Source organism: Paraburkholderia ginsengisoli NBRC 100965 (assembly GCF_000739735.1).
GTDB classification, from domain to species: domain Bacteria; phylum Pseudomonadota; class Gammaproteobacteria; order Burkholderiales; family Burkholderiaceae; genus Paraburkholderia; species Paraburkholderia ginsengisoli.
In genome coordinates this window covers 206,089-229,857 of sequence record NZ_BBJF01000011.1, presented here as the reverse complement: position 1 = coordinate 229,857, position 23,769 = coordinate 206,089, and the positions used below count along the sequence as shown (strand labels likewise).

21 protein-coding genes and 1 pseudogene are annotated in these 23,769 nt (G+C 60.7%); 6 read left to right on the top strand and 16 right to left on the bottom strand.

Annotated elements, in window-relative coordinates:
* The first annotated feature begins 5 nt into the window (after positions 1-5).
* Complete coding sequence (locus BGI01S_RS19630; protein ID WP_042327650.1) at positions 6-1,880, top strand: DUF4209 domain-containing protein; 1,875 nt, start codon at positions 6-8, stop codon at positions 1,878-1,880.
* Between the two features lie 273 nt (positions 1,881-2,153).
* On the opposite strand, the gene BGI01S_RS29720 is transcribed toward BGI01S_RS19630, so the two are convergent.
* The 8 genes and pseudogenes from BGI01S_RS29720 to BGI01S_RS19590 form a co-directional block, all read right to left on the bottom strand.
* Complete coding sequence (locus BGI01S_RS29720; protein WP_084585427.1) at positions 2,154-2,927, bottom strand: hypothetical protein; 774 nt, start codon at positions 2,925-2,927, stop codon at positions 2,154-2,156.
* A gap of 96 nt (positions 2,928-3,023) precedes the next feature.
* Positions 3,024-3,305 (bottom strand): annotated as a pseudogene (locus BGI01S_RS19625) (MFS transporter); the annotation flags it as partial.
* 241 nt (positions 3,306-3,546) lie between these two features.
* A complete protein-coding gene (locus BGI01S_RS19615; RefSeq protein ID WP_042327646.1) occupies positions 3,547-4,134 on the bottom strand; it encodes a type VI secretion system amidase effector protein Tae4 in 588 nt (195 codons plus the stop codon).
* A gap of 3 nt (positions 4,135-4,137) precedes the next feature.
* The gene (locus BGI01S_RS19610) at positions 4,138-4,698 is read right to left on the bottom strand and encodes a PAAR domain-containing protein (RefSeq protein WP_042327645.1); all 561 of its coding nucleotides are present in this window, start codon (positions 4,696-4,698) and stop codon (positions 4,138-4,140) included.
* Positions 4,682-5,059: a PAAR domain-containing protein gene (locus BGI01S_RS19605; RefSeq protein ID WP_042327644.1), complete on the bottom strand. Its 378-nt coding sequence runs from the start codon at positions 5,057-5,059 to the stop codon at positions 4,682-4,684. The genes BGI01S_RS19610 and BGI01S_RS19605 overlap by 17 nt, the downstream gene beginning before the upstream one ends.
* 317 nt (positions 5,060-5,376) lie before the next feature.
* Positions 5,377-6,693 carry an MFS transporter gene (locus BGI01S_RS19600; RefSeq protein WP_042327643.1) on the bottom strand — a complete coding sequence of 439 codons (1,317 nt, stop codon included), beginning with the start codon at positions 6,691-6,693 and terminating at the stop codon, positions 5,377-5,379.
* Positions 6,694-6,888: 195 nt separating this feature from the next.
* Entirely contained in the window at positions 6,889-7,647 is a 759-nt protein-coding gene (locus tag BGI01S_RS19595) for an SDR family oxidoreductase (RefSeq protein ID WP_042327642.1), read from the bottom strand.
* Between the two features lie 68 nt (positions 7,648-7,715).
* Positions 7,716-9,155, bottom strand: a complete 1,440-nt coding sequence (locus tag BGI01S_RS19590) for an aldehyde dehydrogenase family protein (RefSeq protein WP_042327641.1) — start codon at positions 9,153-9,155, stop codon at positions 7,716-7,718.
* Positions 9,156-9,491: 336 nt separating this feature from the next.
* Between BGI01S_RS19590 and ppa the strand changes: the two genes are divergently transcribed.
* Positions 9,492-10,019: an inorganic diphosphatase gene (gene ppa / locus BGI01S_RS19585; RefSeq protein WP_042327640.1), complete on the top strand. Its 528-nt coding sequence runs from the start codon at positions 9,492-9,494 to the stop codon at positions 10,017-10,019.
* Between the two features lie 425 nt (positions 10,020-10,444).
* On the top strand, positions 10,445-12,541 hold the full coding sequence (locus BGI01S_RS19580) for an FUSC family protein (RefSeq protein ID WP_042327639.1): 2,097 nt from the start codon (positions 10,445-10,447) through the stop codon (positions 12,539-12,541).
* 12 nt (positions 12,542-12,553) lie between these two features.
* Here the strand turns inward: BGI01S_RS19580 and BGI01S_RS19575 are convergent, their stop codons facing one another.
* A complete protein-coding gene (locus BGI01S_RS19575; RefSeq protein WP_042327638.1) occupies positions 12,554-12,880 on the bottom strand; it encodes a GIY-YIG nuclease family protein in 327 nt (108 codons plus the stop codon).
* Positions 12,881-12,889: 9 nt separating this feature from the next.
* A complete protein-coding gene (locus BGI01S_RS19570) occupies positions 12,890-14,059 on the bottom strand; it encodes a GNAT family N-acetyltransferase (protein WP_042327637.1) in 1,170 nt (389 codons plus the stop codon).
* A gap of 132 nt (positions 14,060-14,191) precedes the next feature.
* On the opposite strand from BGI01S_RS19570, the gene BGI01S_RS19565 reads away from it, so the two are divergent.
* Both BGI01S_RS19565 and glnK read left to right on the top strand, forming a co-directional pair.
* Positions 14,192-15,880: an NAD+ synthase gene (locus tag BGI01S_RS19565; RefSeq protein ID WP_042327636.1), complete on the top strand. Its 1,689-nt coding sequence runs from the start codon at positions 14,192-14,194 to the stop codon at positions 15,878-15,880.
* A 136-nt stretch (positions 15,881-16,016) separates the two neighbouring features.
* Complete coding sequence (gene glnK, locus BGI01S_RS19560; RefSeq protein WP_006048444.1) at positions 16,017-16,355, top strand: P-II family nitrogen regulator; 339 nt, start codon at positions 16,017-16,019, stop codon at positions 16,353-16,355.
* A gap of 252 nt (positions 16,356-16,607) precedes the next feature.
* On the opposite strand, the gene BGI01S_RS19555 is transcribed toward glnK, so the two are convergent.
* The 5 genes from BGI01S_RS19555 to BGI01S_RS19535 all read right to left on the bottom strand — a co-directional run bounded on the left by BGI01S_RS19555 (position 16,608) and on the right by BGI01S_RS19535 (position 21,682).
* Positions 16,608-17,771, bottom strand: a complete 1,164-nt coding sequence (locus tag BGI01S_RS19555) for a porin (RefSeq protein WP_042327635.1) — start codon at positions 17,769-17,771, stop codon at positions 16,608-16,610.
* A 589-nt stretch (positions 17,772-18,360) separates the two neighbouring features.
* Positions 18,361-19,140, bottom strand: coding sequence for an ABC transporter ATP-binding protein (locus tag BGI01S_RS19550; RefSeq protein WP_042327634.1), 780 nt, complete (start codon positions 19,138-19,140; stop codon positions 18,361-18,363).
* Between the two features lie 48 nt (positions 19,141-19,188).
* Positions 19,189-19,902, bottom strand: coding sequence for an ABC transporter permease (locus BGI01S_RS19545; RefSeq protein ID WP_042327633.1), 714 nt, complete (start codon positions 19,900-19,902; stop codon positions 19,189-19,191).
* Positions 19,899-20,588, bottom strand: coding sequence for an ABC transporter permease (locus BGI01S_RS19540; protein WP_042327632.1), 690 nt, complete (start codon positions 20,586-20,588; stop codon positions 19,899-19,901). Before BGI01S_RS19540 ends, BGI01S_RS19545 begins: the two co-directional genes overlap by 4 nt.
* Before the next feature lie 317 nt (positions 20,589-20,905).
* Positions 20,906-21,682 carry an ABC transporter substrate-binding protein gene (locus tag BGI01S_RS19535; protein ID WP_042327631.1) on the bottom strand — a complete coding sequence of 259 codons (777 nt, stop codon included), beginning with the start codon at positions 21,680-21,682 and terminating at the stop codon, positions 20,906-20,908.
* 577 nt (positions 21,683-22,259) lie between these two features.
* On the opposite strand from BGI01S_RS19535, the gene BGI01S_RS19530 reads away from it, so the two are divergent.
* On the top strand, positions 22,260-22,970 hold the full coding sequence (locus BGI01S_RS19530) for a pirin family protein (RefSeq protein ID WP_042327630.1): 711 nt from the start codon (positions 22,260-22,262) through the stop codon (positions 22,968-22,970).
* 143 nt (positions 22,971-23,113) lie between these two features.
* Here the strand turns inward: BGI01S_RS19530 and BGI01S_RS19525 are convergent, their stop codons facing one another.
* A complete protein-coding gene (locus BGI01S_RS19525) occupies positions 23,114-23,650 on the bottom strand; it encodes a periplasmic heavy metal sensor (RefSeq protein ID WP_042327629.1) in 537 nt (178 codons plus the stop codon).
* Positions 23,651-23,769: the final 119 nt, after the last annotated feature.

The following is a 23,769-nucleotide window of genomic DNA, read 5'->3' as shown; positions in this document are numbered from 1 at the left end:
AATCAATGACAAATCAACGCTACGATGTAGATCTCGTTGTGACGAGCGGCGATTTTGAAAATTCCGGGTGGAAGGAGGTGTTGGTCGATTGTTCGGGTAAGGGATATCAGGGCATCTGGACCGCATTCTCGACAGCGGCGCGTGCGGCTATCGAAGACGGGCGTAAAGCCCACGGCAAGGTGCTGTGGTTGCTGGCAGACGCTTGCTCCATGATGCTGTCCCCGCGGAGTCACAATGAACCATTCAAGCCTTTCATGGTGATGCCCGACCGACGGTCAGCAATCCCGGATGACCTGACAGATGCAGACATTGCCCTGTTCGCGGAGAATCTGGCGACGGTAGATGATGTCTGGCTGAAAGCGCGTCTAGCCGATCTTGTCTGGTTGCGGCAGCGCCCGAAAAATTCGGCTATCGCTTTCTTAGCCATTAATGCCTATCGCGCCGTGTCACTGAATGTCGATACATGGTTGCTTGGCGGCCGAGAGGGATGGCAGCGCGCGCTGAGTCTCGCACAACTACTGAAAGGAGGGGCAGAAAGGGAACTGGCGGAAATGGAGACCGCTATCCTGAAAGCATTCACGGCAGCGACGCTGGAGAAAGGTTTTTTTGCGCTATGGCTGGCAGAACTGTTGAAGTCGAATGGCTTGGCGCGGACGCGTCGGGCTGAAATTGCTGAAAGGTTGGAGGTTCTTGCGCGAGATTCCGACGGTGAAGGTAATTTGCATCGGGCCCGCGACTACTTCAAAAGCGCTGCAGAATGGTACAAAGCGATTTCGAACCGCGCAAAAGCTGCCGAAATGACCGCGTTTTCGGCTGAGAGTTGGGTGAAGGAAGCCACAGCCAGACTCGCATCCGAGAGTCGGAGTCATATAGTGGCATCAAGCTTCTATGAGAACGCCATCCAGATCTATCGAACGATTCCGAGATCAGATCGGCAGGCACTCAATGTAGACGAGCGCATTGTTGAGCTTCGCTCGCTTCTGAACTACTCTGGTGAATTGGCGATGGGTGAGATGAGCGTCATCAGCAGCCCCAGTATAGACATCTCAGAGATAGTGGAAAGTGCGCGGAATTCCGTCAAGGGCAAGTCAGTAGTCGATGCGCTGATAGCATTTGCGAGCCTGCACCGTGGCGCGAATGTGGATCATCTGCGAAAAAATGCCATAGAGACGATGCAGCAGTCTCTATTTCGTCGTTTAGCGAGTTCCTCAATGGTGAGTCCTGACGGGCGCGTGATCGCCAAACGGCCGCCCATGAGTTCGAACGGGGATCCGACGGAGAGTGACGAAATCGCAATCCGGGCCGAAATGGTGCAGCGCTACAGCACTATAGTTGGCCTCTTGGTTCAGGGAAGCATCCTGCCCGCACGCGAAATTCTGCTTTTGGAGCATCGTCTTCAAGAAGTCGATTTCGTTGGCGTTGCGAGCGGATCTCCTATCGTCCCGAAAGACCGTGCACACCTGTTCGGAAAGGCTCTCGTTGCCGGCTACGATGGGGACTTTGTGTCGGCTCTGCACATCCTGATACCGCAGATTGAGCACATGGTTCGTGTGCACCTCAAGCAGGCCGGAGCAAAAACGACAAACTTGGACAGGGACGGCATCGAGCACGAGAACGGGATGAGCACCTTGATGGAGATGGATGACGCTGCGAAAGTTTTTGGGAAGGATCTTGCTTTTGAGTTGCGAGCACTGTTTTGTGATGCTTTTGGTCCTAATCTCCGGAATGAACTCGCGCATGGACTGCTTGACGAGAATGCGTGTCAGTCAGCCTACTCAATTTATGCGTGGTGGTTCGGATTTCGCTTGGTCTTCCTGTCCTGGTGGAACGCTTCGCGTGCAGATTCGCCGGATGAAGTTAAGGTGAGGACTAGCACGTGACGGGCGATTTCTGGTCCGCCCGCCGTGCCAAAATAGCCAACGTTCCTAACCTCAGCAATTAGGCGGCAATGCTGTTACTACGGTAAGGTATTGGATGGTGGAGTAGCAACGCGACCGTAAAAGCGATTCGGATGTACGAACGTTGCAGTAATGAATCGGGTCCAGAGCTATGCTCACGGCGAATGCTTGGTCACCAAGAATTGCGAGCGGAGATCGGCGATCGTCAACTTCCATTCTGCTGAGCTCACAGTGGCAATGACTGCTTCCAAGATCCTACGAACGTGTACAGTCGTTAGCGAGGGGCAGGTCTTCGGGAATCGCCTCCGTGTCAAAAGGCAGTTTTTCGCTGCGTAGCTCCGCCAGAGTCTTGCCGAAAGAAGGATTGTATTTGCGGGCCGCTGCTACGGTTACCGCCGGAATGACAAATCTTTTCGTATGCCGCCCGCCAAAGACGTCCTGAATGCTCACCTTGATACGAACAAGCCCATTACGCACGGAGGGCAAGCATCCACCCCAACTATCAGTCTGCTCAAAATAGACCACACCGTTTGATGCCTGTCCTACTTCGAGGTATGTCTCAGGATTTGCGGGGGAAAGAAAATTCCTCTGCGTGAGAAAAGGGTAGACCTTGATGTTCTCACCAATTTTTACTTGAAAAGCATCGAGCGCAGCCGTCTGACTCGTTAGCCAGAACCAGCCCACTGAATACTTCAACCATTGAACGCTAAACGGGTGAAGATGCCAATGATACGCAACTGAGATATTCGCCAAACTCGATGGCGCTGAGCCCACGTTGGACAACGACAGATATAGGGCGATCCCTGTCCGGTGAACATCAAAATTCCCGTGTTTTTTACCAACGGGGTATGTGCAGCAAAATGTCGGACCTTCAAGTAGATGTAGCTTGAACTGAGGTCTTCTGCGCAACGCTGAAAAAATTCCGCTTGCCCAAGCGAAAGCAACAGTTATTGCAAAGATTGCTACGCTGACAACGCCTTGGTTGTCGTTTAACCATTTGCTGGCGGGACTATAAAATGCAGACAACATTGTTGGCATTGTGGCTGACAAAAAAGGTGGGGTGAAATGTAGTTTGATCGCTTGCCCGTATAAACGTGATCATATCAGTCCAATTGTCGATGGATTGATCGCCACCACCGCCGCCGCAAACGGAATCGCCGACAACAGCCCGATCATGAACGCATCGGTCACGCCGGTCGCCTTAATAATCGTTGGCAACCAGAAGCTCACCCCATACAAGCCCATCACGAACGAAAAGTAGGTGAGACTGAACATCAACACACGCCCATTCGTGAGCACCTGACGAATCGGCATGTCATGCTTGGTCGCTTCTTCCGCCGACACTTGCCGCTCGAGCAACTGCTGCTCTTCCTTCGTCAGCCACTTCGCGTTCGCAATCCGATCATCCTTACCGTCTAGTTCGCTTTCCGGCCGTCATTCGCGTACCCTGCATATCCGCCCAAAATTGCGAAGGCAACAGTCAATGCAACCCAGATAACAAAGAAGGTGGTTTCTGCCGAGCGGGACGCGTCGAATAAACTCCCTTTGCCATGCAACACGATTACACCGAACAGATACAGGCCAAACCACGCAACGGCAGTACCCAAGACTGCCCCAGCTATGATTCCAACGACGATCCTCATTAGTTTCATTTCACGGGAAAGAAAAGAATCGTTTTTGATTTTCGGAAATCTGACCAGATACCGGGGATCACAATGTTCCAGGTAACTCTCAACCCTGTGCCCAGGCCCGTCAGCTTCTCGCCGTTCCATAGATCGATGTGGCCGCCGCTCGTGTTGCCACTTGTCTCGCCGTCGCGCGCCCAATAGCCGTCAAACATTATGATGCCAGTGCGACCTTTGACCATGGATACCCAGTTGGTCCCGGAAATGTTCTCGGGTTTGCCGATGCCGGCGATAGGCTGTAGCTTCAGCCACTCGCCAAGCTCATTGGCTCGCGTCGCCGTTACGTTTCCTTCGAGAAGGATACGCCCGATGCTGGCCTGTCCTCCGAGCGGCTTGACCAGCTTTGACGAAAACGACTTCATCTCAACGCCAGCACGATGGAAGGTCACGCTCATACGAATAGCGCATTGATCTGGGTAGTCTGGATTGTCGTAAGGGTCGCGTGATGGGTAGTCGTTCCACAGTTGCTGGAATGTCACTGCACTTAACTGAACCTGTTTGATGGAGTTCGGCGTCGAGTTGGTTCTAACCACGGTTTTTGCGTTCGGCACAACTCAAACTCCAAACTGTTTTGCGAGGGCTTCGTCGCCCCAAAAGACGGTGTAGCTGTCCGAGTTGTTGCCAGTGAAAATACGTGGCAACTGGCCGCATGCGTCGATCCGGCCGGACTCGATACGCCCATCTGCGGTTTCAATGTAATACGGGTAACCAGCGAGTAGGGTGTCCAGCGCGGTGGCGCATACCTGTTCGTCATACGCTGAAACCGTTGACGATGAGGCGGCGACCATGACGGCTGCGCGAATGGGTGTACTGCTAGATTGGCCATCGTCGCACTGGAGAAAGATGCCGGGATTGTTGCCGACGATCACGCGATTCTGGTTGCAAGGGCAAAGTACAAGATCGCCGTCGACTACGACGACTCGCCCCTTTTCGGACATTCCTTCCCCTGTGCCGAATATCTGAAACGTGCCCTTGCAGTTGCCGCACGTCGCCTCGTCTCCGCTTAGTGCAACGTTCTTGTTGTCGTCATAGATCGTCGAGGAATAGGCGAGGACAAATCCGTGTGTTGTAGTCGGATCGCCATGTCGTATCGCTGCCTTACGCACGTCCGTCATCCCCGCAGTTGTCGTCAATCTGCTGCGGCGGTACATACGAGGGATCGAAAAGGCCGGGAATATCCTCCCCGGTCCGGACTGTGATGCCGAAAGAATCCTGAGGTGAGGAGATGATTCTGTCGCCGTTACTCAAGCGCGAGCCAACGAGTGCGAATGGCTTGTTGCTCCACATCGCCGCGAAGCCAGCGCCGTCGATGATCGTCGCTTCTGTCCCATCTTCATACGTCACGATATCGCCGACGACGGCAAGGTTCTTGTTGTCAAAGGCTGCGCAGCTAGAAACGCGGGTAACGCGTCCACCACCCCCGGTAAGTGAGCCGACCGTGGCGAACAGATATTCAGAATGGCTACTGGTTGGCATTCAAGTCTCCGCTCGATATCAGAAATTTGGCGATTCAGCGTACGCAGACGTCCTGCTCCGGAAAATCGGATGTTTCTGAAATGAGTGTGACCTTTCCAGTGTTTGTACTGAATACGTCTTGGGTCAAGTGTCTGACGCTTTAGCGACGTATTGGTTGAATGTGAGCATTTCGCTTGCGGCGATTCTATGAACCGTCACGCTTGGCTGATTTCGTCATCGTTGACGATCAGCACTAAACTCCATGCGAATTCACCCCCGCATCAACGCAAGGCCCAGGCGGCAACTCTCCGCCAAGGCCTCGCGTCAGAGAGCTGTCCTCACTTATTAACCATCCTCGCCGGCACACTAATCGCCAACAGCCCCCCAAGAATCATAAACGCCGCCAGCATATACATCCCCGAATCATTAGCCTGAGTAGCCTGCTTCAACCACCCCACCGCATAAGGGCTAAGAAACCCGGCGAGGTTGCCAATCGAATTAATCATCGCAATCCCAGCCGCCGCCCCGGTCCCCGCAAGAATCGCCGTAGGCAAACTCCAGAACAGCGGCAGGGTAGTAAGAATCCCCATCGTAGCGAGAGTAAGCGACGCCATCGCCAGCACGGTGTTATGCGCCCAAACAACAGAAAGCACCAGTCCAACAGCCCCCGCAAACGCCGGCAACGCAATATGCCACCTCCGCTCGCGTTGCTTGTCCGCACTGCGCGCAACAAAGACCATCGCGACAACAGCCGCCGCAAACGGAATCGCCGACAACAACCCGATCATGAACGCATCAGTCACGCCGGTCGCCTTAATAATCGTCGGCAACCAGAAGCTCACCCCATACAAGCCCATCACGAACGAAAAGTACGTGAGGCTGAACATCAACACACGCCCATTCGTGAGCACCTGACGAATCGGCATGTCATGCTTGGTCGCTTCTTCCGCCGACACTTGCCGCTCGAGCAACTGCTGTTCTTCCTTCGTCAGCCACTTGGCCTTCGAGATGCGATCGTCCAGCATCACAAACACCATGACCCCGACGATCACCGACGGAATCCCTTCGAGCAGAAACAGCCACTGCCAGCCATGCCAGCCGTTCATGCCGTTAAAGGTCTTCAGGATATAACCCGACACCGGCCCGCCGATCACCCCCGACAGCGCGATCGCCGTCATGAACCAGGTGGTCATGCGCCCGCGCCGATGCGACGGATACCAGTAGGTGAGGTACAGGATGATCCCAGGAAAGAACCCCGCCTCGGCGAGCCCGAGCAGAAAGCGCATCACGTAGAACATGGTCGGCGTGGTGACGAACATCGTCAGCATCGAAATGATGCCCCACGACACCATGATCCGCGCAATCCACACGCGCGCGCCCACCTTGTGCAGGATCACGTTGCTCGGAATTTCGAAGATGAAATAGCCGAGGAAGAAAATCCCCGCGCCGAAGCCGTACACCGCATCGCTCAGGCCGAGGTCGCTCGTCATCTGTAACTTGGCGAAGCCGACGTTCACGCGGTCCAGATACGCGACCACGTAGCACAGCATCAGAAGCGGCGCGAGCCGCCAGGTGACCTTCCGGTAGGTGGCCTCTTCGAAGGTGGACGGCGCCCCTGCGCCGGGGTGCTGAAGCGGATTTGCGGGACTAGCCATGATGTCTCCTCTTTTCTTGTGGAATTGAAGTGCTGACAACTGGAACCGATTCTAGCCGCGCCCGGTGCTTTGCATGACGAATCAATACCGGGGGAAAACACTGACGCCCGCGCAGCCGCGCGTGAGCAGGCTGCGCGGGTGGGCGCGGTTACCGGGTGTGGTCGTTGCGCCCGTTACGTCGAGCCAGCCGCGCCGTTATACGCAGCGCCCGCCGTCCACTTCGAGGCACACGCCGGTGATGAACTCCGCCTCATCCGACGCCAGATACAGCGCGGCATTGGCGATATCCTGCGGCGTCGAGAAGCGTCCAAGCGGAATGCCCGCCAGAAAACGCTGCCGGTTTTGCGGCGTATCTTCGACGCCCATGAACTCGGAGAGCAGCGCCGTTTCGCCGATCACCGGATTCACGCAGTTCACGCGAATCCGGTCCGGGCCGAGTTCGACCGCCAGCGACTTGCTCGCGATAATCACCGCGCCCTTGCTGCCGTTGTACCAGACGAGCCCCGGCCTCGGCCGCACACCCGCCGTCGACGCGATGTTGATGAAGCCGCCGCCGCCTTGCTCGCGGAAATACGGCACGAACTCCTGCACGCTCCAGTAGATGCTTTTGACGTTCACCGCGTACACGCGATCGAACTCGGCTTCGGTCACTTCGAGCACCGGCTTGTTGCGATGTGTGGTCCCCGCATTGTTGACGACGATCTGCACGCTGCCGAAGTCTTCGAGCGCGGCCTCGCGCAGTTTGCGCCAGTCGTCCTGCTGCGCGACGTTGCCCGCCACCGCGATGGCCTTGCCGCCAGCCAGCGCGATTTCGCTCGCCACACGTTCGGCGGCCGCGCCGTTCAGATCGTTGACCACCACGTTCGCGCCTTCGCGCGCGTAGGTCTTCGCGATGCCTTCGCCGAAACCCGAGCCGCCACCCGTGACGATGGCCGTTTTACCTGTCAACCGCATGATGTCTCCGTTGCTTGTTGTAGAGGGTGATGCCTGTCTGCGTGAATCGAAGCGGGATGCCCGCCGCGCTAGCCGTGCCGGATCGCGATGGTCTTCAGCACGGTGAAGCCGTACAGCGCTTCGAAGCCTTTCTCGCGTCCGTGGCCCGAATGCCTGACGCCGCCGAACGGCAATTCGACGCCGCCGCCCGCGCCATAGTTGTTGATGAACACCTGGCCGGAGCGCACGCGTCGCGCGAGACGCATCTGGCGTGCGCCATCGCGTGTCCAGATACCGGCGACCAGCCCGTATTGCGTGCCGTTGGCTAAGGCGAGCGCTTCGTCTTCGTCGGCGAAGGACATCGCGGCGAGCACCGGGCCGAACACTTCGTCGCGCGCGAGGCGGTGGCTTGCGGGCACGTCGCGCAGCAGCGTCGGCGCCTGATAGAAGCCGCTTTCCGGCGCCTCGGGAATCACTTCGCCGTGCGCGGCCATCGCGATGCCGTCGTGCTGCGCATCGGAGAGGAAGTCCCACACGCGCTGCTGCTGTTTCGCGTTGATCAGCGGACCGCAGTCGAGATCGGCCTGCGAAGGGCCAACGCGCAGCGCGTTGAATGCGCTGCTCAAGCGGTCGAGCAACGGTTCGTAAATCGCGCGGTCGATCAGCACGCGGCTGCCCGCCGAACAGGTTTGCCCGGCGTTCTGCACGATCGCCGCGACCAGCACGGGCAGCGCCGCGTCGAGGTCGGCATCGGCGAAAACGATTTGCGGCGACTTGCCGCCCAGTTCCAGCGTGACGGGCACGTGGTTTTCGGCGGCCATTTGCGCGACCGCCTTGCCGGTTTCCGGCGACCCGGTGAACGAAATGTGATCGATGCCCGCATGGCTCGCGAGCGCCGCGCCCGCTTCGTATCCATAGCCGGTGACGATGTTCAGCGCGCCGGCCGGCAAGCCCGCCTCGGCGGCCAGTTCGGCGACGCGCAGCACGGAGAGGCACGCATCTTCGGCGGGTTTGACGACGCACGCGTTGCCGGTCGCGAGCGCCGCGCCGACGCTGCGCCCGAAGATTTGCATCGGATAATTCCACGGCACGATGTGGCCGGTCACGCCGTGCGGCTCGCGGATCGTCAGCACCGTGTAGCCATTTTGGTAGGGCAGTGTTTCGCCGTGCAGCTTGTCGGCGGCGCCTGCGTAGAACTCGAAATAGCGGACGAGGGCGGCGGAATCGGCGCGTGCCTGCTTGAGCGGCTTGCCGGTGTCGCGTGCTTCGAGCTGCGCCAGTTCTTCCTGGCGTGCGGCCACCAGCATCGACAGCCGGTACAGCACGCGTCCGCGTTCGGCCGCGCTCGCCGCGCCCCACGCGCCTTCGAACGCGCGGCGCGCGGCCTGGACGGCGGTGTCGATATCGGCCGCGGTGCCGCGTGCGATGCGCGTGAACGGCTGGCCGTCCGACGGATCGAGCACGGCGATCGTGTCGCCGCCGGATGCGGCGGACCACTCGCCGCCGATGAAGTGTCGGGCTTCTTCCATGCATGCTCCTTGATGTTTCGCGCGAGCCGTGTCCGGCGACGCGGTGTTCACAAACGAGAGATACAAGTAACGCACAAGCGACGCACAAGCAGAGACGCAAACGGGTGACGCTAACCGGTGACGCAGTGATTGAAGCGGGCGAGAGACGCAGAACGATTATCGCGCCGATCCCCGGCCAGGTGCCAACGGCCGAGCGGCTATAATGGCGCATTCCGCACTGTTCGGTGCGCAATGCCGCTCGATGCAAGGTCCACACGAGATTCACGCAGGACCCGCAAACTCGAGCCAGCGCGCCGCACGCCGTGTCCCGACTTCCATCCTGATCAGAGAGCGCTCATGAGCTTCAATCACGTCCCCGCAGGCAAAGACCTTCCGCACGATTTCAACGTCATCATCGAAATCCCGGCGCAAAGCGATCCGGTGAAGTACGAGGCCGACAAGGAAACGGGCCTGCTTCACGTTGACCGTTTCATCGGCACCGGCATGCGCTATCCGGCGAACTACGGTTACATCCCGCAAACGCTGTCGGGCGACGGCGACCCGGTCGACGTGCTCGTCATCACGCCGTTCCCGCTGCTGGCTGGCTCGGTGGTGCGCGCACGTGCGCTCGGCATGCTGCAGATGACCGACGAGTCGGGCGTGGACGCTAAGCTGGTCGCCGTCGCGCACGACAAGGTCTGCCCGATGACCGCCGACCTCAAGTCGATCGACGACGTCCCGGCTTACCTGAAAGACCAGATCAAGCACTTCTTCGAGCAATACAAGGCGCTGGAGAAGGGCAAGTGGGTGAAGGTCGACGGCTGGGCAGGCATCGAAGCCGCGCACAAGGAAATCACTGAAGGCGTCGCGAACTTCGGCAAGTAAGCGCGCTTGATGCCGGTTGAAAAGCCGGCTGCTGTTCTGTTTGCGGAAAACCGCGCGAGCCCGGAAGGGCCGCGCGGTTTTTTCATGCGCGCCCGCTTTGCGCTTGTCGAAGCGTTCGCTTGCTGCGCGATAGGCAACGGCGGCGACTCTGCGTAGGCTTGGGGTCTGCGTGCGCGGACGCAAATAGACGCGCATAGACGCAGTGCATCGCGTGGATGAAGCAAAGGCATCTTTATGTTTAGGTGTTAACCCTTATTATCGCCGCAAGCCGCAAGCCGCAAGCCGCAAGCCGCAAGCCGCAAGCCGCAAGCCGCAAGCCGCAAGCCGCAAGCCGCAAGCCGTAGCGGCGTGCTGATTCCGCGCGCGACGTAGTGCGTAATGCAAATCCCCACACGCATTCTCAATCCCAGGAACCCGCCGTCCGCATGATGAACCGCAAGCCCCACCCATCGCCATCGCCCCGCTGGTCGAGCCGTCTGTACGCGCTCGTCACGGCGATCTATCGCAAGCGGCCGGTGTGGATGGTGTCGTTCGCGGCGAGCGAGGCGAGCCTGTCGGAAGGCTTGAGGGCGGCGTGCGCGTCCACGGCGATGCTCGCGGTCGGCAACGTGCTGCACGATCCGATCTTCGCGTGGGCCGCAATCGGCGCGTTCTGGACCTGCCTCGCCGACGCCGCCGGTTCCAACCGCGCGCGCTTTGCATCGATGATGGGCTTCGCGTTGCTGTCGACGCTGTGCGGCGGGCTCACGTCGTTCGCGTCCAGCGCCGGGACCGGCTTCGCCGCGCTCGCAGTGCTCGTGTTCACGACGCTCGGCGCGTTCGGCCGCATCTGGGGCGCGGCAACCTCGCAGGTGACGATACTCGCGGCGACCGCGTGCGTCGTGATGGTCGACCGGCCGATGCACGACGCGCGCGCGGGCCTCGCGTTTCTCGGCGTGTATCTGGTCGGTTGCCTGTTCGCTATTGCGCTGAGTTTGAGCGTGTGGCGCATTCATCCGTTCGGCGCGAGCCGCTCGACGCTGCGCGCCGTCTATCTGCGGCTCGCCGATATCGCATTGGACAGCGCGCGTTTGCTGGAGCAGCGCGCACCGTCGCGCGAGTGGGCCGCGCATGCGGTGAAGTTCCGCGCCGATGCGCGTGCCGCGCTGGAGCGTTCGCGCGATGCGTTGGCAAAGGTGCCCGCGTCGCGCACGAACGGCCGCGAGGCCTACGACACGCTGCTCGGTTTGTTGACCGATGGCGAAGCGCTGTTCGCGTATCTGATCGCGGTGTCGGGCGCGAGCGAAAAAGTCCCCGCCGATGCATGGCGCGCGAAGCGTGCGGCGCGATTGCTGAGCGCAGTCGGCGAAGTGCTGCGCGGCATCGGCGCGGCGACCAGCGACGCGCGTTGGGACCGAATCGCGGATTTGCAGCAGCGCTTGCGCCGTCTCGCGACGCGGCTCGAAAGCGAGTTGATGGAGCCGGTGAAGTTGCAAGCCGATTTCGAGTTGGTCGATTTCGCGCCGCGCTATCAACAACACGAATCGTGGAGCGACAGCGTGGCCCGTTTCGCGGCGCGCACATGGGCGACGCTGAAGGCCAATCTGTCCACGCAGTCCGTTGGCTTGCGCCACGCGGCGCGCGTCGGCGTGACGACCACCACGGGCTTCCTCGTGATTCGCGCGCTCGGGCTGCCGTTCGGCTACTGGGCCACGATGGCGACGCTGCTGATCCTGCAGCCGTCGATTGCCGCGACCTGGCCGCGCAGCATCGAGCGCGCGGCGGGCAGCATTGTCGGTGGCGTGCTGGCGGCGGGAATCGGCTACGCGATTCATTCGCCTCTCGGCATTTCGCTCGCGGTGTTTCCGCTGGTGATCGCGACGATGGCGCTGCGGCCGGTCAGCTACAGCCTGTTCGTACTGTTTCTCACGCCGACCTTCGTGCTCGTCGCCGACTTCGCGACGCCGGGCGCCAACGAATTTTCGTTCGCGCTCACGCGGCTCGGCAACAACGTGCTCGGCTGCGTGCTCGCGTTGGTCGCGACTTTCTATCTATGGCCGACGCGCGAGAAGGCCGACTACCGCGCTTATCTGAGCGATGCGGTGCGCGCGAACGTCGCGTATTTGCGCGCCGCGTTGGAGTCGCCGCGTCGCAGCGTGGAGGACATGGAGCGTTTGCGCCGCGCGGCGGGTCTCGACAGCAATAACGCGGAAGAAGCGATCGGCCGGATTCGCCTGGAGAAACTCGAGGACACGATGGTCGATACCGTGACGCTGACGGTGCTTAGTCTGCTGCGCAGGATGGCCGGCACCGCGACGCAGTTGCGTCTGAGTACGAACCGGCGCGGGCAGCACGATGAACTCGGCGCATGGGTCGAGCAGGTGAGTGCTGATATCGACGCGGCGTTGAATCGGACCTTGCGGCCGGTTCGGCATGAGCTTCCGGCGCGGGACACGTTGACGTCGCTGGAAGCCGATGCGGTGGGTGAGCTTGCGCGGATGCAGCGCTTGCTGACCGAGCGGATGCGGGAGGCGAGGGGGTAGATCACCGCGGCATCATGCGGCGTCGCTTTCCTCGCGCGTTTCTTCAGTCTCTGCAGCGACCGGCTCCGCCACCGGCATCACCGATTCAATCGTCCGCAATCCCGCCGCCAGCGCGCGCTTATCGACCGCCGGCAAACGCTTGACCCAATACTCCGCCCGCGACGCGCTCGCCCGGTCCGCGAGTTCGAACGACGCGAGTACCCGTACCGGCTTGCGCGAGCGCGTATAACGCGCGCCCATGCCGCTCACGTGTTTGTCGAAACGTGCCTGCACGTCGACGGCGATGCCGGTATAGACACTGCCGTCCGAGCATTCGAGCAGATAAAGAAACCACGCCATAAATGCGCTTCAGCCTTTGAACGGATTGTGTTCGCGCAGCTCGTCCACGTAAGCGTGGATGCTGTTCTTTTCGTTGTCGAGGAAATGGCCGACCGCATCGGCGAACGCGGGATGCGCGAGCCAATGTGCGGAGCGCGTTACCGTCGGCAGGAAACCGCGCGCCATTTTATGTTCGCCTTGCGCGCCGCCTTCGAACGCGCCGAGCTTTTCCTCGATGCAGAATTCGAGCGGCTGGTAGTAAGCAGTTTCGAAGTGCAGACACGGCACATGCTCCAACGCGCCCCAGTAGCGACCATACAGCGTGCCGCCGGTTTTCTCATCACGCTGATACACGACGAGCGAACTCGCAATCGGCTTGCCTTCATATTCAGCGATCACCAGAAGCAGATTCTCCGGCATCGTCGCGCCGATCATCCGGAAGAAATCGAGGTTCAGATACGGACTCGAAAAGTGTTCACGGTAAGTCTGCCGATAGCACTTGCTGAAGAAGCGCCAGTCCGCGTCCTGAATGTCCTCGCCGCGAATCCTGCGCATCGTCACGCCGGCTTCGTGGACCTTGCGACGCTCGGCGCGAATGTTCTTGCGCTTCTTCTGTTCGAGCGTCGACAGGAAATCGTCGAAGTCGCGATAGCCGTCGTTGAGCCAATGAAATTGCACGCCTTCGCGCTGCATCATGCCCATGCCGGTGAGCGCGTTCGCCTCGGTTTCAGTCGGAAACAGCACGTGCAGCGACGACACGTCCGCTTGTTCCGCGAACGCCATCAACGTGGCCGCGAGATGCCGCAAAGCATGCGCATCCGTCGATAGCAACCGGTTGCCCTGCACCGGCGTGAACGGCACCGCGCATAACAGTTTCGGGTAATACGGCAAGCCGTTGCGCTTGTACGCATCGGCCCATGCCCAATCGAACACGTACTCGCCGTACGAGTGCCCCTTCAAATAGACAGGCGCGGCCGCCGCGAGCTTGCCCGTGCGCGCGTCGGTGAGCGTGACGAATTGCGGCGCCCAGCCGGTATCCGCGACCGCGCATTGGGTCGCATGCAATGCGCTCAGGAACTCATGCCGTAAAAACGGCGTGGGTTGCGACTGCTGCGCGAGGAGGGCATTCCATTCGGCGGCGTCCACCTCGGACGGCGACGCCAGAATGCCCGTGCGATAATCGAAGCGTTCCTGGTTCAATCTGTGTGACTGTTCCCAATGAGCGGCGCGGTGTCGTGATGACCGCGTCGTTTGTTTATCCGATTTGTCCGTTCCGTCGAGCCAACCAGCCGCGGTACTCGCAAGCCACCCGGCTTGCCTGTCGATCCTGCCATGAAGACCCGAATCGCTCTTGCTCAAATCAATGTCACTGTCGGCGACTTCGCCGGCAACGTCGCGAAGATCGTAGCCGCCGCACGCGCGGCGCACAACGACGGTGCGAAGCTGCTGATCGCGCCTGAACTCGCGCTGTCCGGCTATCCGCCCGAAGATCTGCTGCTGCGTCCCGCGTTTTATACCGCGAGCGCGGCGGCGTTGGCCGATCTCGCCGTGCAACTGAAGCCGTTCAGCGGCTTGCATGTGATCGTCGGCCATCCTTCACGCGACGCAGCGCACGGCCATGGTAATGCAAACGCGCCGATCGAGCGCGGCGTGCCGCCGGTCGATACGTTCAACGCGGCGTCGCTGATCGTCGACGGGGAAGTGAAGGGCACCTACCGCAAGCAGGATTTGCCCAATACCGAAGTGTTCGACGAGAAGCGCTACTTCGCGTCCGACCCGCAGCCGTTCGTGTTCGAACTCGACGGCGTGAAGTACGGCGTGGTGATCTGCGAGGACGCGTGGCATGCGTCGGCCGCGCAGATGGCGAAGGCGGCGGGCGCGCAAGTGCTGCTGATTCCGAACGGCTCGCCGTATCACCTGAACAAGGAAGCGGTGCGCTTCGACATTCTGCGCGCGCGGATTCGCGAAACCGGTTTGCCGATGGTCTACGTGAACATGGTCGGCGCGCAAGACGAGCTGGTGTTCGACGGCGGCTCGTTCGTGCTCGACGCGCAAGGCGAATTGATCGCGAAGATGGCGCAGTTCGAAGAAGCCACCGCGATCGTCGAATTCGACAACGGCGTGCCGGTGCCTGGCGCGATCGCGCCGGAGCAGTCGCTCGAAGCGCAGGTGTATGCGGCGCTCGTGATGGGCGTGCGTGACTACATCAACAAGAACGGCTTCCCCGGCGCGTTGATCGGCCTGTCGGGCGGCGTGGATTCGGCGCTGGTGCTGGCCGTCGCGTGCGACGCGCTCGGCGCGGATCGCGTGCGCGCGGTGATGATGCCGTCGCGCTACACCGCCGACATTTCCACCACCGACGCCGCCGAGATGGCGCGCCGCGTCGGCGTGCGCTATGACGAAATTGCGATCGCGCCGATGTTCGACGCGTTCCGCGGCTCGCTCGCCGAGGAGTTCGCGGGCCGCGCCGAAGACGCGACCGAAGAGAACATTCAGGCCCGTATTCGCGGCACGTTGCTGATGGCGCTGTCGAACAAGTTCGGCTCGATCGTGCTGACCACCGGCAACAAGAGCGAGATGGCGGTCGGCTATTGCACGTTGTACGGCGACATGGCGGGCGGCTTCGCGGTCATCAAGGACATCGCGAAGACGCTGGTCTACCGGCTGTGTCATTACCGCAATCAGGCCACCACGTTCGACAAGCGCGACGTGATCCCCGAGCGGATTCTGACGCGCGCGCCGTCGGCGGAACTGCGCGAGAACCAGACCGATCAGGACAGCTTGCCCGAATACGAAGTACTCGACGCAATCATGCGCATGTACATGGAAGAGGACCGCTCGCTCGCCGAGATCATCGCCGCAGGCTATGCGGTCGACGACGTGAAACGTGTCACGCGCCTCATCAAGATCAACGAGTACAAGCGTCGTCAGGCGCCGATCGGCATTCGCGTCACGCATCGCGCGTTCGGCCGCGACTGGCGCTATCCGATCACGTCGCGCTACACCGAGCCGGTGGAGTGAGACGCGGCGAAGCACTGCTCCCGCACTCGAAGCAAATCCGAAGCACGCGCCGGAATGCCGCAACGCATCCGGCGCGGCGTAGAATAAAAATCATCCATTTTCCTTTCACTCTTCCCATCACGAGACGAGGTTCGCCATGAAGCGCATCACTGCAGTTATCAAACCGTTCAAACTCGACGAAGTGCGCGAGGCGCTCGCTGAAGTCGGCCTCACCGGGCTGACCGTGACCGAGGTCAAAGGCTTCGGCCGGCAGAAAGGGCACACCGAGCTCTATCGTGGTGCAGAGTATGTGGTCGACTTTCTGCCGAAGGTGAAGATCGAAGTCGTGGTCGCGGACAACCAGTGCGATCAGGTGATCGACGCGATCATCGGCGCGGCGCGCACGGGCAAGATCGGCGACGGCAAGATTTTTGTCGCGGACGTGGAGCGTGTGATCCGCATCCGTACCGGCGAAGAAAACGAAGCGGCGGTCTGAAGCAAGCGTCCGGCTTCGCAAATCAAGTACTGACAACAGGTAGCAAGCGCTGGCATTGCCCCTCTCTCTCCCAATCACGCACCCGCCCGGTGCGCTGGGGCAATGGCAAAACCGCGCGCACAAATAAAAAACGGTGCAATACCCTTGCGGATATTGCACCGATACGCGCCTCTCGCAGCAGCGTGAAAAAGATTCTCTTGAAGAACTCTTGAATGCGCCCCTAAGGGAATTCCGTCGGGGCGCTTCGTTCGATTAGAACGAGTGTTGAATACCTGCGTACACGCCGGTTTGTGCGCGACCCGGCAGCGGGTTATCCGTTGCGGTCGACAGACCAGGGTTGTTCGCATTCAAACCGAAGTTCGCGTTGCGGCTGTTACGCACCGATGCAACCTGGAGGTCGAACAGCGTGCGCTTGGACAGGTTGTACGAACCGCCGACCGTGTAGATCGTCGCATTTCCTGCACCATTGTTGCCGTTCACGTGGTAGACCGCAGCGATCAGCGCCGCAGCCGGCGTTGCTTGCCACGTCACCCCGCCCCATTCGTGATCGAGGGTGGTCGGTTGGCCCGGCAGAACGCCAGTTGCACCTGCTGAACGGACTGCCTGGTAAGCACCCTGAATCTTGAACTGACCGAGGAAGATGTTGAACATCGCCGAGTATTCGCGCGATGCGGAGAACACGCCGCCGTCAGCCGTACCGTTCGGACCCGCCGGGTTGATGATGCCGACTTGCGGACCGTACAACGCGCCGTTAGCCGGGTTGCGGATTTCGTCGTACATACCGCGGATCTGGAACAGCGAGTTCGTGTACGTGATCTGCGCGCCAGCTTCGCGGCCTTGCGCCGTCGTGCCATTGCCGTTCCAGCTCGTTGCGTTCGACAGAGCGTATTGACCGTAGAAGTCAAAGCCTGCGATCTTCGGCGACTGGTACGCGAAGTTGTTGCTCGATTGCGGCCAGTTGCGGCCACGTACCAGCGATGCCGACGACCAGTTCGATTGACCGAACGGGTCGAAGTCCCACACGCCGTTCGAGATGAAGAGCATGCGGCCCATCGTGAACGTGCCGTACTGGTCGTTCGACAGACCGACAGTTGCCCAACGATTGAAGAGACCGCCGCCGCCAGGGCCCGAGCCCGTCATCGTATTGAACGAACCTTCCAACTGGAACAGGACCTTGTTGCCGCCACCGATGTCCTCAACGCCCTTCAAACCCCACAGGCTGGTGCCCCAGTCGCCGCTTTCAGCTTTCCAACGGTTCGTGCTGCCGTTGGCCGCGCCATTGGCGTTGGCACCGGTCGGAACACCCGACATGTATTCGATGCCCGCATCGAGGCGGCCGTACAGTGTGACGCTGCTTTGAGCGTGTGCAACAACCCCGGCCGACATCAGCGCAGCGGCGAGCAAAGCTTTCTTCATCTTCTCCTCCATACCCTGTCAAAAAATGAAACCCAGTACTGCGAATGGTGTTCGGACACGAGCCGTGCCGAACAGAAATCGGTGGTACCAGGGAGATTAGCGGGTGGATTGGGTCTCCTGCCTTGACGCGTAGCCTTCGGGCTATCTGCTCGTCATGCCGATCCCTCGCCGACCGGTTCTCCTCTGTGCTTTGAAGTGAAACTACTTTTAATCAACTTTGTTTTGCTACTTTGGTTACTAATTTATCAAAAATACCCTGGACTGGGAGAAGAAATTAGTACCGGCATTTGGTGGTGTCTCCAAATTGCAATAGGAATGTGTGCAATGACCCGTTGCAACAACCCGAAAAAGCGTGCAAAGCCTTACCCAGCAAGGGAATCACGGCTCGGCGCGGGCAAGATTAAGGATTGCCACTATTGACGCTTTGAAAGTGGCAGAGTAGGGCGGATCGGCGACGGGGGAAGCCGGTGCGAAGGGGGTTTCGCAGCCCTTACGGCGGGAATGTCCGGCAAAAAACAAAAAAGGCGCTCGTAAGCGCCTTGTAATGCCAATGCGGCTTAAAGCCCAAATACCGGGCTTTGCGCCGTGATTATTTGAGACTTCCGGAAAGGAACTGCTTAAGCCGTTCGCTTTTCGTGTTTTTGAATACCTCGTCCGGATGGCCTTCTTCTTCGACGCGGCCCTGATGCAAAAACATCACGTGATTCGACACGTTGCGCGCGAACGCCATCTCGTGCGTGACGACGATCATCGTGCGGCCTTCTTCGGCGAGCGTCTGCATGACCTTCAGCACTTCGCCGACCAGTTCGGGGTCGAGCGCGGAGGTCGGCTCGTCGAACAGCATGACGTCGGGGTGCATCGCCAGCGCGCGAGCGATCGCCACACGCTGCTGCTGACCGCCCGACAGATGCGACGGATACTGTTTCTCCAGGCGCGGCGCGAGGCCAACCTTCTCCAGATATTCGCGGGCGCGCTCTTCGGCTTCTTTGCGTTTCAGCCCCAGCACGTTGACCGGCGCCTCGATGATGTTCTCGATCACGTTCATGTGCGACCACAGGTTGAAGTGCTGGAACACCATCGACAACTTGGTGCGCACGCGCTGCAGTTGCTTCGGGTCGGACACGCGCAGCGCACCGGCTTTACCGATCTGCGTGCGCACTTCTTCGCCATCGACGAAGATGCGCCCCGAGTTCGGCTGTTCGAGAAAGTTGATGCAGCGGAGCATCGTGCTCTTGCCCGAGCCGGACGAACCGATCACGCTGATCACGTCGCCGGCGTTAGCCTTCAGCGACACGCCCTTGAGAACTTCGTTATCGCCGTACTGTTTGTGAAGCTCGTCGACGAAGAGCTTTTGCTTCTTGGTGTTCATCAGGATCCTTGACGAGCTTACTTGCGAGAGGCACGGTGGTGCCCGGTTTTACTTGCCTTGCGGCCGCAGGTAAGCGAGCCAGCGGCGCTCGGCGCGGCGGAACAGCCACACGAGCGCGAAAGAAATACACAGATAGAGCAGCGCCGCGATACCGAACGCGTTGAACGACTGATACGTCGCCGAGTTCACGTCGCGGGCGATCTTGAGAATGTCCGGCACGGTCGCGGTGAAGGCGACGGTCGTGGCGTGCAGCATCAGGATCACTTCGTTGCTGTAGTAGGGCAGCGCGCGGCGCAGCGCCGACGGCAGAATCACCCGCCGGTACAGCGTGAACGACGACATCCCGTACGCGCGCGCCGCTTCGATCTCGCCATACGGCGTCGCCCGGATCGCGCCGGCGAAAATCTCGGTGGTGTACGCGCAGGTGTTCAGCGTGAAGGCGAGCAGCGTGCAATGCATGCCGTCGCGAAAGAACGCGTTGGTCAGCTCGTTGTTGCGGATGATTTCGAGGCTGTACAAACCGGTGTAGCAGAGCAGCAGTTGCACATACAGCGGCGTGCCGCGAAAGATGTACGTATACAGCCACACGAGGCGGGAGAGCCACTTCTTCTTCGACACCCGCGCGACCGCGAGCGGAATCGACAGGCAGAAGCCGAGGCCGATCGACACGACCAGCAGCCACATCGTGATCGCGAGGCCGGTGAAGCGGTAGCCATCGGTGAAGAGGTAGTTGCGCCAGTATTCCTGCAGGATCGCGATCATAGGTCCGCCTTTCGCACGCCGGTCGAGTAACGCTTTTCGAGGTACATCAGCACGAAGTTGGACACTGTGGTGATGACGAGATAGATCGCCCCGGCGAGCAGGGTGAAGAAGAAGAACCGTAGCGTGCCCTTGCCGGCATCCTGCGAAGCCTTCACGACGTCCGCGAGACCGATGATCGACACCAGCGCGGTGGCCTTGACCATCACCTGCCAGTTATTGCCGATGCCGGGCAGCGCGAAACGCATCATCTGCGGGAACATCACGCGCGCGAATACCTGCCAGTTCGTCATGCCGTAGGCCGCGCCCGCTTCGAGCTGACCGCGTGGCACCGCGAGAAACGCGCCGCGGAACGTCTCGGTGAAGTACGCGCCGTAGATGAAGCCGAGCACCGCGACGCCGGCCACGAACGGGTCGATGTCGATCTGCTCCCAGCCGAGCACGTCGGTCAGGTTGTTCAGCCAGATCTGGATGCTGTAGAACAGCAGCAGCATCAGCACGAGGTCGGGCACGCCGCGCACGAGCGTGGTGTAGAGCGTGCCGACGCCGTACGAGAGACGGTTCTTCGACAGTTTCGCCGCCGCGCCGAGCAGACCCAGCACGAAGGCGAACACCAGCGACAACACCGCCAGTTTGACGGTTTGCCAGGTGCCGTTGAGAAGCAGCGGGCCGTAGCCTTGAAGGAACATATGGGGTCCTTGACGATGCGTTTGCGACGCACCGCGAAAGACGCGGCCAGCTCTGCGCCGCGTTTGCCGCGAGTGTGATGCTCGCTGTGACCTGCGGCGCACAGCGCACCGCTGTGCAAATCATGACTGCATGGACGTTGCCGGCCGTGCAGCGCGCTTTTGGGACTCTTGTCTCGAAACTGCTTTTGACTCTACCGCCGACCTTCCGACTCTATTACGAAGCCCCGGGAAAGCCCATGCGGGCGAGCCCCGAGTTTCGCGGTGCTGCGTTGCTACATGTTGCGGCCGCCTGCCTGGCAAGCGGCTCGGCGCCCGGCTCAGCGTGCCGGGTAAATGTCGAAGTCGAAGTACTGCTTTTCCAGCTTCCTGAACGTGCCGTCCTGGTGGACCTGGGTCAGCGCCTTGTTGAACATCGCCTTCAGATCGGCGTCGCTCTTGCGCAGGCCGATCGCGGTGCCGTCGCCGATCGTCTTCGGGTCCTTCACCGCCGGGCCGGCGAAGCCGAAGCCCTTGCCGCGCGGCGTCTTCAGGAAGCCAGCGTCGGCCTGAATTTCATCCTGCAGCGCGGCGTCGAGGCGGCCCGACGCGAGGTCGGCGTACACCTGATCCTGATTCTGGTAAGGCACCACGATCACGCCCTTGGGCTCCCACCAGACTTTCGCATAGGCTTCCTGAGTCGAACCCTGCTCGACGCCGACGCGTTTGCCCTTCAGCGATTCGACCGTGGGCAGCAGCGGTGAACCGGCCTTGGCGATCATGCGCGCGGGGGCGTCGAACAGCTTGTCGGAGAAGTCGATCTGCTCGCGGCGCTTGTCGGTGACGGTCAGCGACGACACGATCGCGTCGAACTTGCGAGCCTTCAATGCCGGGATGATGCCGTCGAGATCCTGTTCGACCCACACGCACTTCACGTTCATCTTCGCGCACAGCGCGCGGGTCAGGTCGACGTCGAAGCCGACGATGTCGCCGCTGGCCGCCTTCGATTCGAACGGCGGGTAGCTGGCGTCCACGCCGATGCGCACGGTCTTCCACTCTTTCGCCATCGCGCCGGTGGCCATGAGCGCAAGCGCCACGCACAGTGCGAACTTCTTCATGATTCTCCTGGATCAAACTGATCGTCGTGGTGATTCGACCGGCGACCGCCGGCGCTGGGCCGGCCGTCGCTATTCTAGGCGGTCAAAATTGTTGCGCCGCGCGGGATGCTGCTGCGCTCCGGCGGGCGGCTTTTTCGACGCGTCGAGGAAGCCTGGCGCGGACCTGAAGGCCGCCGCAAGCAGTTCGCGGCCAACCGTGCCGGGTCCGCCGGCGCGCCTTGGGCGCCCACGCGTCTTGAAAAGCGCGGTATTTTACCCGAAGAGTGACGAGGCGCCAGTGCGGCACGCCGACGAGGGCTTTCTGGCGGCTGCGGGCGTTGTGCGTGCGCGACGTTGTGGGGTGGTGGTTAGTGCTGCTGGTTCGGTTGCTGTGCAAGTGTGAGCGACCGTGTGGCGGACATTTCGGTGCAAGTTGGGTTGGCGCGGATGACTCGTCCGCCACGCCCGAACACCTGGTGCACACTACCAACCGATTGCGCGTATTTATGGAACGAAACGGTGCGCCGGTGCCGATTGTTTCGCGAGCGCGCTGCCCATACATTCTTGCCATCGTTATTTACTCACCAGGAGTGCTTCCATGATCGAGATTCGCCGTTCCGAAGAACGCGGCCATGCCAACCACGGCTGGCTCGACTCGTATCACAGCTTCTCGTTCGCCGACTACCGCGACCCGCAGCACGTGCACTTCGGTCCGCTGCGCGTCATCAACGAAGACCGCATCGCCGGCGGCGAGGGCTTCGGCACGCACGGTCATCGCGACATGGAGATCGTCACGTACGTGCTCGAGGGCGCGCTCGCGCATCGCGACAGTATGGGCAACGGCTCGACCATCCGTCCCGGCGACGTGCAGCGCATGAGTGCGGGGACCGGCGTGCAGCACAGCGAGTTCAACGCGTCGCAGGACGAACCCGCGCATCTGCTGCAGATCTGGGTGATTCCGAAGCGCGCGGGCGATCAGCCTGGCTACGAGGAAAAGCGCTTCGACGCCGCCGACAAGCGCGGCCGTCTGCGCGTGGTCGCGTCGCCCGACGGCCGCGACGGCTCGGTGACGATTCACGCGGACGCCTCGATTTACGCGGGGTTGATCGACGGCGCGGAGGCCGTCACGTTCACTCTGCCGAAAGGGCGGCTCGCGTACGTGCACGTGGCGCGCGGCGCAGTGACGGTGAACGGCCAGGCGCTCAAGACGGGCGACGCCGCCAAGCTCAGCGAGACCGATACGGTGACGCTCGACAATGGCGACAACGCAGAAGTGCTGTTGTTTGATCTTGGGCAACTGAATGGCTGATTGAAGTTCGTTCGGCGGGACGACCTCGCCGCTAAAAACCAAAGCCCCACGCAAAAACGCCACGGAAAATTTCCGTGGCGTTTTTGTTTGTATCGTGGGCGAGGCGGCCGGGCAGCGCCGCCTTGCTCGCGATCACATACCGCTTATTGGCTGGCAGCCGGCGCCGATGCCGCGCCCTTGTGATGCTCCCAGCGCTCGCGCATCTTCTCGTGACGCGACTCCATCTTCGCGAAGCGCTGCTTCAGCGCCGTACTGACGGTGGTCTTCTGCTGGTCGTTCAGGCCGTTGTAGAACTTCAGCCAGGCGTCGGTGGTTTGCTGACGCAGTTGCGCGTCCTTCTGCTCGACCTGCTGATGCGCGGCGGCCATTGCGTTCAGATCCAGGATCGGCTGTTGCTGCGCAGCCTTGAACTGGTTCTTCATCTGCTCGTGATTGGCGCGCATTGCTTCGTGACCCTGCTTCATCGTGTCGAGCGCGGCTTGCCACTGCTTTTCCTGATCCGCGTTCAGCTTCAACTGGTCGTGCAGCTGCGTCAGTTGCTTCATGAAGTGACCGTGCATGCCGCCGGGACCGCCGCGGCCGTCATGCGTGGCGGGTTGTGCGGCAAAGGCGGCACCCGTGCCGATGGCGAGGGCGGTGGCGGCAACGGCGAGAACGCGCGACATCTTTTTGGTGGACATATAAGGCTCCTTGTAATGGAATAGCCGACGATGCAACCGGTCATGTGGACTGCCTGCATTCGGTAAGACACAGCGTAGAGAAGCGCGCCGATTGCTGTGTTACGCGGCTTGATGCGGCT

Coding starts and splice junctions, on each gene's coding strand:
- BGI01S_RS19555 (WP_042327635.1), bottom strand. CDS start 17,771: ATGAAGAAAGCTTTGCTCGCCGCTGCGCTGATGTCGGCCGGGGTTGTT.
- BGI01S_RS19590 (WP_042327641.1), bottom strand. CDS start 9,155: ATGGAAGAAGCCCGACACTTCATCGGCGGCGAGTGGTCCGCCGCATCC.
- BGI01S_RS19600 (WP_042327643.1), bottom strand. CDS start 6,693: ATGGCTAGTCCCGCAAATCCGCTTCAGCACCCCGGCGCAGGGGCGCCG.
- BGI01S_RS19530 (WP_042327630.1), top strand. CDS start 22,260: ATGATCGAGATTCGCCGTTCCGAAGAACGCGGCCATGCCAACCACGGC.
- BGI01S_RS19605 (WP_042327644.1), bottom strand. CDS start 5,059: ATGCCAACCAGTAGCCATTCTGAATATCTGTTCGCCACGGTCGGCTCA.
- BGI01S_RS19540 (WP_042327632.1), bottom strand. CDS start 20,588: ATGTTCCTTCAAGGCTACGGCCCGCTGCTTCTCAACGGCACCTGGCAA.
- BGI01S_RS19565 (WP_042327636.1), top strand. CDS start 14,192: ATGAAGACCCGAATCGCTCTTGCTCAAATCAATGTCACTGTCGGCGAC.
- BGI01S_RS19535 (WP_042327631.1), bottom strand. CDS start 21,682: ATGAAGAAGTTCGCACTGTGCGTGGCGCTTGCGCTCATGGCCACCGGC.
- BGI01S_RS19630 (WP_042327650.1), top strand. CDS start 6: ATGACAAATCAACGCTACGATGTAGATCTCGTTGTGACGAGCGGCGAT.
- BGI01S_RS19550 (WP_042327634.1), bottom strand. CDS start 19,140: ATGAACACCAAGAAGCAAAAGCTCTTCGTCGACGAGCTTCACAAACAG.
- BGI01S_RS19595 (WP_042327642.1), bottom strand. CDS start 7,647: ATGCGGTTGACAGGTAAAACGGCCATCGTCACGGGTGGCGGCTCGGGT.
- BGI01S_RS19575 (WP_042327638.1), bottom strand. CDS start 12,880: ATGGCGTGGTTTCTTTATCTGCTCGAATGCTCGGACGGCAGTGTCTAT.
- ppa (WP_042327640.1), top strand. CDS start 9,492: ATGAGCTTCAATCACGTCCCCGCAGGCAAAGACCTTCCGCACGATTTC.
- BGI01S_RS19545 (WP_042327633.1), bottom strand. CDS start 19,902: ATGATCGCGATCCTGCAGGAATACTGGCGCAACTACCTCTTCACCGAT.
- BGI01S_RS19525 (WP_042327629.1), bottom strand. CDS start 23,650: ATGTCCACCAAAAAGATGTCGCGCGTTCTCGCCGTTGCCGCCACCGCC.
- BGI01S_RS29720 (WP_084585427.1), bottom strand. CDS start 2,927: ATGTTGTCTGCATTTTATAGTCCCGCCAGCAAATGGTTAAACGACAAC.
- glnK (WP_006048444.1), top strand. CDS start 16,017: ATGAAGCGCATCACTGCAGTTATCAAACCGTTCAAACTCGACGAAGTG.
- BGI01S_RS19580 (WP_042327639.1), top strand. CDS start 10,445: ATGATGAACCGCAAGCCCCACCCATCGCCATCGCCCCGCTGGTCGAGC.
- BGI01S_RS19610 (WP_042327645.1), bottom strand. CDS start 4,698: ATGACGGACGTGCGTAAGGCAGCGATACGACATGGCGATCCGACTACA.